The organism is Nonomuraea terrae (assembly GCF_004348995.1).
GTDB lineage: Bacteria > Actinomycetota > Actinomycetes > Streptosporangiales > Streptosporangiaceae > Nonomuraea > Nonomuraea terrae.
The window spans coordinates 1-12,787 of sequence record NZ_SMKQ01000246.1 but is presented as its reverse complement, the minus strand read 5'-3'; the positions used below and the strand labels follow the sequence as shown (position 1 = coordinate 12,787).

13 protein-coding genes are annotated in these 12,787 nt (G+C 70.4%); 3 read left to right on the top strand and 10 right to left on the bottom strand.

The genetic code is table 11. The annotated features are described in order from the left end of the window. The coding region (locus E1286_RS41520) for a serine/threonine-protein kinase (RefSeq protein WP_132621951.1) at nt 1-1,576 on the bottom strand (1,576 nt) is incomplete at its 3' end. Nucleotides 1,577-1,812: 236 nt separating this feature from the next. Here E1286_RS41520 and E1286_RS41515 point away from each other — a divergent pair. Beyond that, on the top strand, nt 1,813-2,193 hold the full coding sequence (locus E1286_RS41515) for a thioesterase family protein (RefSeq protein WP_132621949.1): 381 nt from the start codon (nt 1,813-1,815) through the stop codon (nt 2,191-2,193). Here E1286_RS41515 and E1286_RS41510 read toward each other — a convergent pair. From E1286_RS41510 to E1286_RS41480, 7 genes are all read right to left on the bottom strand, one after another. Continuing rightward, nucleotides 2,183-2,395, bottom strand: coding sequence for a biotin/lipoyl-binding carrier protein (locus E1286_RS41510; protein ID WP_132621947.1), 213 nt, complete (start codon nt 2,393-2,395; stop codon nt 2,183-2,185). The genes E1286_RS41515 and E1286_RS41510 overlap by 11 nt on opposite strands. Before the next feature lie 42 nt (nt 2,396-2,437). Then, nucleotides 2,438-3,793, bottom strand: coding sequence for an acetyl-CoA carboxylase biotin carboxylase subunit (locus tag E1286_RS41505; RefSeq protein WP_165970155.1), 1,356 nt, complete (start codon nt 3,791-3,793; stop codon nt 2,438-2,440). Nucleotides 3,794-3,925: 132 nt separating this feature from the next. Further along, nucleotides 3,926-5,218: an HD-GYP domain-containing protein gene (locus E1286_RS41500; RefSeq protein WP_132621942.1), complete on the bottom strand. Its 1,293-nt coding sequence runs from the start codon at nt 5,216-5,218 to the stop codon at nt 3,926-3,928. Continuing rightward, entirely contained in the window at nt 5,215-6,570 is a 1,356-nt protein-coding gene (locus tag E1286_RS41495; protein ID WP_132621940.1) for an HD-GYP domain-containing protein, read from the bottom strand. Before E1286_RS41495 ends, E1286_RS41500 begins: the two co-directional genes overlap by 4 nt. Nucleotides 6,571-6,790: 220 nt before the next feature. Beyond that, nucleotides 6,791-7,732, bottom strand: a complete 942-nt coding sequence (locus E1286_RS41490) for an NAD-dependent epimerase/dehydratase family protein (RefSeq protein WP_132621938.1) — start codon at nt 7,730-7,732, stop codon at nt 6,791-6,793. 10 nt (nt 7,733-7,742) lie between these two features. Next, nucleotides 7,743-8,012 carry a mycothiol system anti-sigma-R factor gene (gene rsrA, locus E1286_RS41485; RefSeq protein ID WP_132621935.1) on the bottom strand — a complete coding sequence of 90 codons (270 nt, stop codon included), beginning with the start codon at nt 8,010-8,012 and terminating at the stop codon, nt 7,743-7,745. Then, nucleotides 8,009-8,614, bottom strand: coding sequence for a sigma-70 family RNA polymerase sigma factor (locus tag E1286_RS41480; RefSeq protein ID WP_111184069.1), 606 nt, complete (start codon nt 8,612-8,614; stop codon nt 8,009-8,011). Before E1286_RS41480 ends, rsrA begins: the two co-directional genes overlap by 4 nt. A gap of 237 nt (nt 8,615-8,851) precedes the next feature. Here E1286_RS41480 and E1286_RS41475 point away from each other — a divergent pair, with 237 nt between their 5' ends. Next, entirely contained in the window at nt 8,852-9,592 is a 741-nt protein-coding gene (locus tag E1286_RS41475) for a class I SAM-dependent methyltransferase (protein WP_132621933.1), read from the top strand. Nucleotide 9,593: 1 nt separating this feature from the next. On the opposite strand, the gene E1286_RS41470 is transcribed toward E1286_RS41475, so the two are convergent. Both E1286_RS41470 and E1286_RS41465 read right to left on the bottom strand, forming a co-directional pair. Beyond that, nucleotides 9,594-9,926, bottom strand: a complete 333-nt coding sequence (locus tag E1286_RS41470) for a TraR/DksA family transcriptional regulator (protein WP_132621931.1) — start codon at nt 9,924-9,926, stop codon at nt 9,594-9,596. 152 nt (nt 9,927-10,078) lie between these two features. Beyond that, nucleotides 10,079-10,825: an SOS response-associated peptidase gene (locus tag E1286_RS41465; protein ID WP_132621929.1), complete on the bottom strand. Its 747-nt coding sequence runs from the start codon at nt 10,823-10,825 to the stop codon at nt 10,079-10,081. 442 nt (nt 10,826-11,267) lie between these two features. On the opposite strand from E1286_RS41465, the gene aroA reads away from it, so the two are divergent. Then, nucleotides 11,268-12,605 (top strand): 3-phosphoshikimate 1-carboxyvinyltransferase, encoded by a 1,338-nt coding sequence (aroA, locus tag E1286_RS41460; protein WP_132621927.1) that lies wholly within the window; start codon nt 11,268-11,270, stop codon nt 12,603-12,605. The last annotated feature ends 182 nt before the right edge of the window (nt 12,606-12,787 follow it).

Below are 12,787 nucleotides of genomic sequence, written 5' to 3'. Positions count from 1 at the left end.
CCTCGGGGCAGACGCCGTCCACGACGGCCAGCACGACCGTCCTGCCGGGCTCCACCATCGTCCCGCCGGCCGGCGAGGTCTTGTCGATCCTGCCGCAGCGGGTGCCGTTGGTGGTGGACGTCTGGTCGTCGAGCTTGTACTCCAGACCGGCCTTCTCCACCAGGTCCTTGCCCGCGTAGAACGACATGCCGACCACCTTGGGCACCGCGACCTTCTTGACCGTCGGAGTCGGCGAATTCGTCGGGGTCTTCGACGGCGACACGGTCGGCGAGGGGCTCGTGCTGGGCGTGCTGGTGGGGGTCTTCGTCGGCTCTTCGGTGGGCTTCGTGGGCCTGGACTCCGAGGGAGACGGCCGCTGCTGCGTCCTGGTCGGCTCGGCTGACCTGGTGGTCTTGGTCACGGTCGGCTCGGGAGGCGGCTCGGTGGTGGGCTCGTCCTCGTTGATCAGGCTCGCGCTGACCGTGGGCTCCGGCGTTCCGCCGGTCATGCCGGTGAGGGCCACCGCGGTCGCGCCCGCGCCGAGCACGACGGCCGCCGCGATGCCGGCGATGAGCCCCGTCCTGCGCGAACCCCTGCCCGCGCGCCGACTTCCGCGCCGCTCGGTCAGCGTGGTGTCCTGCTGGGCCATCCGCACGCCGGTCTCGTAAGGACTCGGGACGTGCTGGCTGCCCTGGTGCTGGTACGCCTCGGGCGGCGGCGGCATGGTGGCGCCGGTGGTGGGCGCCACGGGCGCAGGAGGCGGTTCCGGCGCGGTGGGGACCTGCCCGGAGGCGATCGCGCGGGCCGCCTCGCTCATGGCCCGCGCGCTCGGGTAACGCCGCGCGGGGTCCTTCGACAGGGCGATGTCGACCAGCGTGCGGACCGCCTGCGGGATCTCCTGCGGCAGTGGCGGCGGGGCCTCACGGATGTGCTTGAGCGCGATCGTGACGGGGCTCTCGCCGTCGAACGGCCGCTGCCCCACCAGGCACTCGTACGCGACCACGCCGAGCGCGTAGATGTCGACCGCGGGCGTGACGGGCGCGCCCTCGGCCTGCTCGGGAGCGCAGTAGGCCGCGGTGCCGAGGACCATGCCGGCGTCGGTGAGCCGGTTGGCCAGGTCGGAGCGGGCGATGCCGAAGTCGGTGAGCACGAGCGTGCCGTCGCGCTGCACGAGCAGGTTGCCCGGCTTGACGTCGCGGTGCACGATGCCCTGGTCGTGCACGGCCTGCAGGGCCGAGGCGGCCTGGGCGATGAGCTCCATGGCGGCCTGCGGCGGGATACGGCCCAGCCGGCCCAGCAGGCGGTCGAGCGGCTCGCCGTCGACGAACTTCATCACCAGGTAGACGGTGTCGCCGCTCAGGCCGTAGTCGTAGACGTCGACCACGCCGGAGTGGTTGATCGTGGCCATCGCCCGCGCCTCCGCCTGGAAGCGGGCGACGAACCCGGGGTCCTGCATACGGCCAGGGAGCAGCACTTTGACGGCGACGGTGCGCGCCAGGACGATGTCCTCGCCGCGCCACACCTCGCCCATGCCTCCGGCGCCGATGCGGGTGTCCAGCCGATACCGCCCCGCCAGCGTCGTCCCTTGGGCCACCATAATTCCCCCGCTACCCCCCTACCTCTGTAACCTCTGCCGCCGCGCGGATCTCCAACAAAGCGAAGTTTTGTCGCGGTGAGGTAACACAGTGGTCACGGAACTCAGAGAGTGTACGACTCACCTGTCTCACATGCCACTAAAAATGCCTCAAGCCGTACAAAGCCTATCCTGGGGCCTTGCACCCGCACTTGTCCGCGTTTCCCGGAAGTCAACCAGCGGCTGAGTAGGCTCATTCCATGACGCTCGTTCCGGGGCTGCGCGCCCAGTCGGTGATCGTGGTCGAGATGGACGACACCGCCAAGAAGGTGGGCAGCGGAGACGTGCCCGTGCTCGCCACGCCGCGGCTGCTCGCGCTGGCCGAGGCGGCGACCGTCCGCGCGGTGCGGTCGCACCTCGCGCCGGGCCAGACCTCCGTCGGCACCAGGGTGGAGCTGGAGCACATGGCCGCCAGCCCGCTCGGCGCCCGTGTCCAGGTGGGCGTCGAGCTGACCGAGGTGAACGGGCGCAGGCTCGTCTTCGCGTTCGAGGCCCACGACGAACGCGCCGTCGTGGGCAAGGGCACGATCGAACGCGTCGTGGTCGACCGCGCCGCGTTCGTCGCCCGCGCTACTCGATGACCGCGATCAGGTCGCCTTCCTGGATCACGTCTCCCTCGGCGACCTTGAGAGCCGTCACCACGCCGTCGTCCTCGGCGATCACCGGGATCTCCATCTTCATCGACTCGAGGATGACGAGCGTGTCGCCGTCGGAGACGGTGTCGCCCTCGCTGACGACGACCTTCCACACGTTCGCCACCATCTCCGCGCGTACCTCAGCCACCGGAACTCCCCTCTTCGAAATGAACCAACAATCTCATGCCGCCTAGGAGCGCATGCGCGCGACCAGGCCGGTGTCGTAGTCGCCGGTGACGAACTCGGCGTTCTCCAGCAGCTCGGCGCAGAACGGCAGGTTGTTCTTGGGCCCCTCGACGGCGAACCCGGCGACCGCCTTGCGCCCCTTCTCCAGCGCCTCGGCCCGGTCGGCGCCGTAGACGCAGAGCTTGGCCATCAGCGGGTCGTAGAACGGCGTGACGGTGTCGCCCGCGGCGTAGCCGGAGTCGACACGGACGCCGTCGCCGGTGGGCTCGTCCCAGACCTTGATCACGCCGGGGCCGGGGAAGAACCGCTTCGGGTCCTCGGCGTAGACGCGGAACTCGATCGCGTGCCCGCGCGGCTCGGCCGACACCTCAGGGCTCTCGCCCGCGGCGACGCGCAGCTGCAGCTCGACCAGGTCGAGCCCGGTGACCAGCTCGGTGACGGGGTGCTCGACCTGCAACCGGGTGTTCATCTCCAGGAAGACGAAGTCCTGCTGGTCGGCGTCGACGAGGCACTCGACCGTGCCGGCGCCGAGATAGCCGACGGCCTCGCCGGCCCGCACCGCGGCGGCCAGCATGCGCTCGCGCAGCTCGGGCGTGATGCCGGGCGACGGGGACTCCTCGACGACCTTCTGGTGGCGGCGCTGCACCGAGCAGTCACGCTCGCCCAGCGCCAGCACCCTGCCGTCGGGCAGGCCGAGGATCTGCACCTCGACGTGACGGGCCCGCTCGATGTAGCGCTCAAGGAGCACGGCGGGGCCGTCGAGGGCGTCGCCGGAGAAGCGGGAGGCCGCCCTGGCCGCCTGCTCGTACGCCTTGGCCAGGCCCTCGTCGTCGTGGGCGACGCTCATGCCGATGCCACCGCCGCCGCCCGCGGTCTTGACCATGACCGGGTAGCCGATCTGCTCGGCGGCCTTCAGGGCCAGCGACAGGTCGGTGACCGGCTCGCGGGTGCCCGCGGCGACCGGCACGCCGGCGGCCTCCATGAGGTTGCGCGCGTTGATCTTGTCGCCCATCTTGTCGATGGCCTCGGGCGACGGCCCGATCCAGGTCATCCCGGCCTCCATCACGGCCCGCGCGAACGCGACGTTCTCGGAGAGGAAGCCGTAGCCCGGGTGGACCGACTTCGCGCCGGTCGCGCGTGCGGCCTCCAGCACCTTGGCGGTGTCGAGATAGCTCTGCGCCGGGTTGGCCGGGCCGAGCAGCACCGCCTCGTCGGCCTCGCGAACGAACGGCAGGTCGGCGTCGGCCTCGGAGTAGACCGCGACGGCACGCAGGCCCATCCGCTTGACCGTGCGGATGATCCGCCGCGCGATCTCCCCTCGGTTGGCGATCAGAACGGGTCCGAGCGTCTCAGTAAGCACGCCGACCACCTTACGGCCGGTGACGCCTTGACCCCTTTCCCCCGAAAGCACCGATCCGGCGAGTCTGATCTGTAGGAACCCCACAAAAGTGAACGGCGGGAAACCCGGCAGACGTGTCGCCGACTGTAGGGCTCAGACGCGCCCGCGGTCGATGACCCGCCCGAGCGCCTCGATCGCATGCGCATCGTACGCGCCCCCCGACGACAGCCTGATGCGCTCCAGGGCCGCGCCGCCGCGGTCGCGGTCGGTCGAGGGACCGACCAGGTCGTCGTAGGCGTTGGCCACCTTGATGATCCGGCTGGCCAGCGGCGGGTCGTCGGTGATCGAGTCGCACTGCCGCCTGACGATCTCGGCCACCCGGTCGAGCACCCCGGTCTGCCTGATCACCTCGGCGCCCAGCTCGGCGATGCGGCGGGCCTGCTCCGGCTCGGTCAGCACCGTGGCGCCGCCGGGGATCGGGTCGCGCAGCGAGAGCTGGCCGATGTCGTGCATGAGGGCGGCGTACTCGAGCTCCAGCAGCTCGGGCTCCGCCATGCCGAGCTCGCGGCCGATGGCCACCGACAGCCGGCTGACCCGCCGCGAGTGGCCCGGCTCGACGTAGCCGCCGACCTCCGTGACCCGCGACAGGGCGCGTACGGTCTGCAGGTAGGTCGCGCGGATGCCGGCGTATTTCCGGAAGGCCACCTGCGTGACCAGCAGCGGCGCGGCGAAGACCAGCAGCGCCACCAGATCCATGCTGTGCGTGGCCAGGGCGAGCAGCACACCCGACGAGGCCACGGCGGCGCCCAGCGGGAAGGCCATGTTGATCTCGTCGCGCACGGCCACCCGGAACGCCGTGCGGACCTGCTCGGCACGCAGCAGCGCGGCGATCAGCACGTCGATCAGCAGGGTGACCGCGATGAGCGCGACCATGACCGCGAGCGCCGGCCACCAGGTGCTGGTCGGCGGCTTGGTCAGCTGGTAGAGCGGATCGGCCAGCGGCCGGAACGCGAACGCCAGCAACGCGCCGGTGAGCAGTCGCCTGGCCATCGCGTCGAGGCGCGGCGGGCGCCCCACCGCCAGGTGCGGCAGCGCGCCCGCGGCCATGCCGACGGCGATCACGGCCACGACCTGCAGCGCGGAGTGGCGCAGTGGGTTCTGGCTGAGGTCGAGCAGCAACGTGTAGCCGAGCGCGGCGGCGGCGCCGATCGGCGCGACCTCACGGTTGCCCGGCATGGTGAGCCTGGCCAGCTCGCCGACCGCGATGAGCGCCCCGAACCCGACCGCGATCTCCGGCCGGTCGAGCCCCACGGCGGCGGTGTGGGCCACGCCCGCCAGCGCGACCATCCCGGCCGCGCAGATGAGCAGCAACTGCCCCGAGTCGAGCCGGCGCAGCACCGTGTTGAACGGCCGCTCGGCCCGCCTGATCCGCTCCGTCGCGATCATGGCCCCGTCACGACCTGGATGGGCATCGTCGGGTCGTCGTGGTCCTTCAGCGCGGTCGCGGCCACCTCGGGCGGCGGCGGATCGACGCGCCGCGGCGGCTGCCACGGCTCGCGTTCGAGAGCGCGGATGAAGGCCGCGACCATCACCGGGTCGAAGTGTTTGCCGGCGCTCTTGCGCAGCTCCTCCACGGCCTCGCCGACCGGCCGGGCGCCGCGGTAGGAGCGGTCGGAGGTCATCGAGTCGAACGCGTCGGCCACCGCGATCACCTTCGCGAACTCGGGGATCTCGTCACCGGCCAGGCCCATCGGATAGCCGGTGCCGTCGTGCTTCTCGTGATGGTGCATGATCCCGGCGTACGCCTCGTCGAGGAAGCCGATGCCGCGCACGATCTCCAGCCCGCGCATCGGGTGAAGCTGGATCGCGGCGAACTCCTCCTCGGTGAGCGGGCCGTCCTTCTGCAGCACCTTGGTGGGGACGCCGAGCTTGCCGACGTCGTGCAGCATGCCCGCGTAGCGGATCGCGCGCACGCGTTCGACACCCATGCCGATCTCCTGGGCGATCATGGACGAGGCGTGCGAGACGCGCGTGCAGTGGCCCCTGGTGTAGTAGTCCTTCGTCTCCACGGCCTGGCAGAGCGCCGCGATGGTGGCGTCGTAGGAGCGCTGCTGGGCGTGGTACTGGCCGAACGCCCAGCGCGCCACGAACAACGGCACCAGCACCAGCACCGCCGAGATCGACGCCACCGTGGCCCACAGCCCCGCCACGAGCAGCCCGAACGTGCCGTAGCCCAGATAGGACAGCAGGAACTGGCCGAAACCCCGCATCGGCACCTCGGCGGGCCGCACGTGCGTGGCCAGCGCCACGATGGTGAGGATCAGGGCGATGTTGAGCGGCACGAAGACGGCCGTGGCGGCGGCGTACGGACCGATGAGATCGTCGAAGGCGTTGACCTGCGGCACGCCCACCCGGCCGTCGAGCGCCACGTAGACCCAGCCCGCCGCGTAGCCGCAGATGGCGAACTGGGCGCCGTTGAACAGCCGTTTGACCAGCGGCAGCCCAGGCCGAACGCTCAGCACGGCGGTCAGCCCCACGAGCGCCGCGCCGTCGGGGCCGAGCAGCACCACGGCCGCGAGCGAGGCCGAGAAGCTGACCGACACCGCGAACTGCTCGACGGTGAGCAGCGTCGGCATCGACTCGCACACCAGGAACAGCAGCGCGAGCACCAGGAGGATGTCGAGATCCTCCGGGGCCACCGGCGTGCCGGAGACGATCACACCGCGTACGACGAGAGCGGCCACCGCGCCGATCACGGCGACCAGATAGACCCTTGCGGGCCACGGCAGATCACGCATTGCGGCCCTCCACGGCGATCAGGTCCAGGAAACTCCCGGCGGAAGAACCGGGCCGAACATCATGACCACGGCGCCGACCACCAGGATGGCCGTGAGCAACCGGGCGACCATTGAGTTCAACATCCACATGCCTCCACGTCGACTTTGGCAATCACGCTACAGAAGACGACGTGGCCAGATGGGCCGAGTCGGAAATCGCAAGCAAAGCGTAATCAAGCCACTACTTCTGGCGACGGCCGGCGGCCCACTCGACGGTGTTCTTCAGGCCGGTCGAGAGGTCGACGCGCGGCTGCCAGCCGAGCCCTTCGTGGGCCGGCACCGGGTCGACCGCCATCGCCGGCAGGTCGCCCAGGCGCGGCGGCGCGAAGCCGGGCTTGTCGGGGGCGCCCGCCGCGTCGGCGATGAGGGAGTGCAGGCGCCGGTCGGTGGTCTGGATGCCGGTGCCGAGGTTGAACCTGCGGCCGTCGCCGCGCTGCCCGCAGGCCCGGACGAAGCCTTCGACCACGTCGTCGACGTAGATGTAGTCGCGGGTCTGGGAGCCGTCGCCGTAGACGACCGTGGGCGTGCCGCCGAGCAGCGCGTCGGTGAAGATCGCCACCACGCCGGCCTCGCCCTCCGGGGCCTGGCGCGGGCCGTAGACGTTGGAGAGCACGAGCGTGGTGTATTCGATGCCGTGCAGCGCGCGGAAGGCCGCGAGGTAGGTCTCGCCGCTCAGCTTGGAGGCGGCGTACGGCGAGCGGGGGTCGGTCGGGGCGTCGCCCGGCACCGGGATCGTCGCCGGGCGGCCGTAGACGGCCACCGAGGAGGCGAACACCACCTTGCGGGCACGGCCCTCACGGGCGGCCACGAGCACGGACGCGGTGCCCTCGACGTTGACCCGGGCGTCGTGCACGGGGTCGGCCACGCTCTTGCGCACGCTGATCTGGGCGGCCAGATGGCACACGACCTCGGGCTGACACTCGGCCATCAGGGCGGGCAGCCCCGGGTCGAGGACGTTCATCACGTGCAACCTGAAGTGGTCACTGGTGGCGGCACCCGACAGGTTGTCGGCGTTGCCGGAGGACAGGTCGTCGACCACGTCGACCTCGTGTCCGTCGGCGAGCAGACGATCGACGAGATTCGACCCGATGAACCCGGCACCCCCGGTGACCAACACGCGCATGCCGAGAATCCTAGTCGGCGGTGAGCTCCGATCTCACTTCGGCGATGCGCGCGAGCACCTTGGAACGCAGGTCGGCCGGCACCGGATCGCAGCCGCAGTGCTTGGCCACGAGGTGCTTGATCGCCTTGTCCAGGTCGTATTCCTGCAGACAAGGGCTGCACTCGTCGAGGTGGACGCGGATCTCCGCGACGTCGTGCTCGGTGAGCTCGCCGTCGAGATAGGAGTAGACCTTGTCCAGCACCTCGCTGCAGTCGGTTTCGTGGGGCTTGCCACAGCTCATTTCGATCCCTCCGCCGGGACGAGGCCACGCTCGCGGGCGTAGTCCTCAAGGAGGCCCCGCAGCTGCCTGCGTCCCCTGTGCAGCCTCGACATCACGGTGCCGATCGGCGTGCCCATGATGTCGGCGATCTCCTTGTAGGGGAAGCCTTCGACGTCGGCCAGGTAGACCGCGATCCGAAACTCCTCCGGCAGAGCCGCGAGCGCCTGCTTGATGTCGCCGTCGGGCAGGTGCTCCAGCGCCTCCACCTCAGCCGACTTCAGGCCGGCCGAGGTGTGGGACTCGGCGCGCGCCAGCTGCCAGTCCTCGATCTCCTCGGTGCCGGACTGCTTCGGCTCCCGCTGCTTCTTGCGGTAGCTGTTGATGAAGGTGTTGGTGAGGATCCGGTAGAGCCACGCCTTGAGGTTCGTGCCCTCCTGGAACTGATGGAACGACGCGAACGCCTTGGCGAAGGTCTCCTGTAGCAGGTCTTCCGCGTCCGCGGGATTTCGGGTCATCCGGAGCGCAGCGGAGTAGAGCTGTTCGAGAAACGGCATGACGTCGCGCTCGAATCGCTCGCTTCGCTGCTCCAGCGTCTCCGCGCCTGTCGCGGGCACCGGACCCACCCCCCTAAGATCACCGGTGGCCGGCTGTAGCGGTACACCACCGTACTCAGGGGAGGATACCCGCTGACCCACGACTTCCTCGTCAGTGGGTTGGGGGCTGAGCAATGTGAGCATGCTCGTCGCAACACGCCCGCGCCCTTGTCTGTTCCCGCAAGATAGAAGGTACGAAGGACCCGGTGCGGGGAACGTCATAACGTACCGGCTGGTAGCCCTTTACCCGGAACCCAGGAGTCGCGTGTGCTGCCCATTCCGGCCGAGGAACTGAACGGCTCAGGGACGCTCGGGCCGTACTGGACCTTCTACCGCGCCGTCGCCGCCGAACAACTCGACCGCTGGCTTCCCGCCGAACCCTCCGTGGTCCTCGACCTGTCGGGCGGGCGCGGGCGGTGGTCGGGGCAGGCGGCCAAGGCGGGCCACCGGGTGATCGAGGTGCTCGACTTCCGCCGGACCCTCGACGGGCACTCACGGCTGCACGACGCCGGCCGCGTCCGCCACATACGCGCCGACGACCTGGCGTTCCTGCCCGACGGATGCGTGGACGCGGTGCTCTGCGAGGAGCGGGCGATGTCGATCGAGCTGATGGCCGAGTCGGCGATGAACGACGTGGCGCGCGTGCTGCGGCCCGGCGGGCGGGCGCTGGTGTGCGTCGACTCGCTGGTGCTGGGCATGGCGATCCTGGCCGAGCAGGGGCAGTGGCAGCACCTTCGGCAGACCAGCGAGGTCATGCTCGTGCCGTGGCCCGACGGCAGCATCACGCGCTGCTTCAGCAGCGGGCAGCTGCGCGAGCTGCTCGCGGGCGCCGGGCTGGAGGTCGAGTGGATGCGGCCGCGCACGGTGCTGTCGCCGTCCACGGTCGACCACGTGCTGGGCTCCGACGCGCGGGCGCTCAACTACCTGGTGCGCACGGAGCTGGAGGCGCAGCCTAACGACGACGACACCGTCGGCATCCACCTGGTGGCCAGCGCCCGCAAGAGCTGAATTACCGGCGGCGTTCGCGTTTGCCCTGGCACTGGACGCAGCGGGCCGCCTCGGGGCGGGCCTCCAGCCGGCCCGCAGGCACCGGTTCGCGGCAGTCGACGCACCGGCCGTACACGCCTTCCTCGATGCGCTTGATCGCCTCGATCACGGCGTGACGCTGCGTGGTGGCCACGGTGAGCATGGCCTGGGCGCGGTCGGCGTCGGTCAGGTCGGAGCCGGCGTCCGCCGTCGAGCGATCGCGTACGGCGACGGGGTCTCCCCGCAGCACCCCGATCGACCGGTCCAGCTCGGCGAGCATGAATTCCAGCCGCTCACGAGCGGTCGTGACGTCCACGACACCGCACCTCCGGTAAATGAGCCGCGGCTGGGACTCCCCGGATGTCCAGCCCGGTTAGGAATTGGGGAGAATTTCCGAGCGACGAACCCCGGGTAAAGGGGACGCATCGCTTTCCTCACCGGATGCCCACCTCATGCACTTCTTACACCTTAGAAAAGGGCGGTTTCCTCCACTTCCGGTAGAGGTTTGATGAGGTCCGGGCCATTGTTGCGGACGTTGTTGACGTCGGTGGAGATCGGATAGGCCGTGAGCCGCCCCGATTCCGGAGGCGCCAGCAACCGCGCGGCCTGACCGGTGTCGGTCAGCTTGGGGTCGAGCCACTCGGCCCAGCGGTCCTGCTCGATCATCATCGGCATCCTGTCGTGGATGCGGCCCAGGTTGTCCTCGGCGTCGGTGGTGATGACGGTGCAGGTCACCAGCCACTTGAGCGGGTCGTCGTCGGCGCGCGACGGATCTTTCCAGAACTCGTACAGGCCGGCCATGGCCAGCACCCCGCCGTCGGACGGATGGATGAAGTACGGCTGTTTCTTCTTCTTCTCGCCCTCGACCGGCATCCACTCGAAGTAGCCGTCCGCCGGCAGCAGGCACCTGCGCTTGGCGAACGCCTGGCGGAACGACGGCTTCTCGGCCAGCGTCTCGGCCCTGGCGTTGATCAGCCGCGACCCGATCGACGGGTCCTTGGCCCAGGCGGGCACCAGACCCCACTTGACGATCCTGAGCTGCCGCACCGCGCGCTCGGCCTCCTTGGGGACGCGGCTCAGCACGGCGTAGACGTTCTTGGTGGGGGCGACGTTGTAGTCGGCGCCGAGCTCCGTGTCGGGGTCGCCGTCCTGCTCGACCTGGAACTCCTCAAGCAACTCGTGCTTCTTGCGCGCCGAGGCGTATCTACCGCACATGACCCCACCTTGCCACGCCGGGCTTTCGCTCGCGTGTTCGTCTCGTCCGGAGGTACGGGGGTGGTCCGTAGGGCTCGGTCGTGCGCCGCGAAGGACATGCGACGAGACCAACAGGTGGAACATACGTCACCACCCGCGAGGAAGGACGATCGCCCACAGTTCGCGGGGAGCTACGTTCAGCCACCGTCCACGGAGATCAAGACTCGGCCGGAGTCCACGCGAAGAACACTCGGCCACCGTTCACGGGACTCGGCCGCTGTCCACGGGGCTTGGCGGCTGACGGGGCTTGGCGGCTGTCCGCGGGATAACGCTCGGCCTCAGTCCACGGAACTCCGTTCGGCCACAGTCATGGGCAGGGCCGTTCATCCACAGGGACGACAGTGGGGCCACTCGTTATCCACAGGCTGTGACCGCGTCCTGGCACGGCCAGTACTCTTTGACCATGCCCGCGACCACGTCCGCCACCCCGTCCGCACCGCTCTGGCCCGCGCCGACGGCGACCGGCCCGGTGACCGCCACCGTCAGGCTGCCCGGCTCCAAGTCGGTGACCAACCGCGCGCTGCTGCTGGCCGCCCTCGCCGACGGCCCCGGTGTCGTACGACAGGCGCTGCGCAGCCGCGACGCCGATCTGATGGTGTCGGCGCTGCGCGCCCTCGGCGCGAGCCTGGTCGCCTCAGGCGAGACCGCCGCAGGGGTCGACTGGCATGTGACGCCGGGCCCGATCCGCGGCGGCGTGAGCATCGACGCCGGCCTCGCGGGCACGGTCATGCGGTTCGTGCCGCCGATGGCCGCCCTGGCCGACGGCCCCGTGTCGTTCGACGGCGATCCGCACGCGCGCAAGCGTCCGATGGGCCCCATTCTCGACGCGCTGCGCTCCCTGGGCGCGCGGGTCGACAACGACGCGCTGCCGTTCACCATCAGGGGGCCGCTGACCGGCGGCGAGGTCACGCTCGACGCGTCGGGTTCTTCGCAGTTCGTCTCCGGGCTGCTGCTGACGGCGGCGCGGTTCGAGAAGGGCATCACGATCCGCCACGTCGGCCCGCCGGTGCCCTCGCAGCCACACATCGAGATGAGCGTGGAGATGCTCAGGGCGGCGGGCGTGACGGTCGACGCCGGCGAGCGCGACGTGTGGCGCGTCGAGCCTGGCCCGATCGCGGCCAGAGACATGACGGTCGAGCCCGACCTGTCCAACGCTGCTCCGTTCCTGGCCGCGGCGCTCGTGACGGGCGGCACGGTGACGATCCCCGCCTGGCCGGTGCGCACCACCCAGGCGGGCGACGCGCTGCGGGACCTGCTCGCCGCCATGGGGGCCACGGTCACCCGCCCGGCCGCCGATTCCGGCACCGACTCGGGCACTGTCTCGGGCACCGCCGACCTGACGGTCACCAGTACGGCCGAGATCCGCGGCCTCGACGCCGACCTCCACGAGGTGGGCGAGCTGACACCGACGATCGCGGCCCTGGCGGCGCTGGCGACGACGCCGAGCCGCATCCGCGGCGTGAGCCACCTGCGCGGCCACGAGACCGACCGCCTGGCCGCCCTGGCCACCGAGATCAACCGGTTGGGCGGCGACTGCGAGGAGACCGACGACGGGCTCGTGATCCGCCCCCGCGCGCTCCACGGCGGCGTCTTCCGCAGCTACGACGACCACCGCATGGCCACCGCAGGCGCCGTGCTCGGCCTCCGCGTGCCCGGCGTCGAGGTGGAGAACATCGCGACAACCGCCAAGACCCTGCCGGAGTTCGCCCAGATGTGGACAGCAATGCTGGAAGCCAAGTGACCAGCCCCACTGTCCCACCGTTCACCACCATCCTGACCCCGGACACCACCCCGGCGCCCAGCGCTGCCTCAACCGCGACAAGCGACCCGCCCGCCTCGGACGACGCCAACCGGAAACCCCGATCCCACACTTCGACGAACAGCGCCGCTGGACACCCGGCCCTGCCTCCCCCGACCCTGACT

Excerpts from the sequence above, each read along its gene's own strand:
- E1286_RS41490 (WP_132621938.1), bottom strand. The coding sequence starts at position 7,732 with ATGCGCGTGTTGGTCACCGGGGGTGCCGGGTTCATCGGGTCGAATCTC.
- E1286_RS41500 (WP_132621942.1), bottom strand. The coding sequence starts at position 5,218 with ATGATCGCGACGGAGCGGATCAGGCGGGCCGAGCGGCCGTTCAACACG.
- rsrA (WP_132621935.1), bottom strand. The coding sequence starts at position 8,012 with ATGAGCTGTGGCAAGCCCCACGAAACCGACTGCAGCGAGGTGCTGGAC.
- E1286_RS41495 (WP_132621940.1), bottom strand. The coding sequence starts at position 6,570 with ATGCGTGATCTGCCGTGGCCCGCAAGGGTCTATCTGGTCGCCGTGATC.
- E1286_RS41515 (WP_132621949.1), top strand. The coding sequence starts at position 1,813 with ATGACGCTCGTTCCGGGGCTGCGCGCCCAGTCGGTGATCGTGGTCGAG.
- E1286_RS41465 (WP_132621929.1), bottom strand. The coding sequence starts at position 10,825 with ATGTGCGGTAGATACGCCTCGGCGCGCAAGAAGCACGAGTTGCTTGAG.
- aroA (WP_132621927.1), top strand. The coding sequence starts at position 11,268 with ATGCCCGCGACCACGTCCGCCACCCCGTCCGCACCGCTCTGGCCCGCG.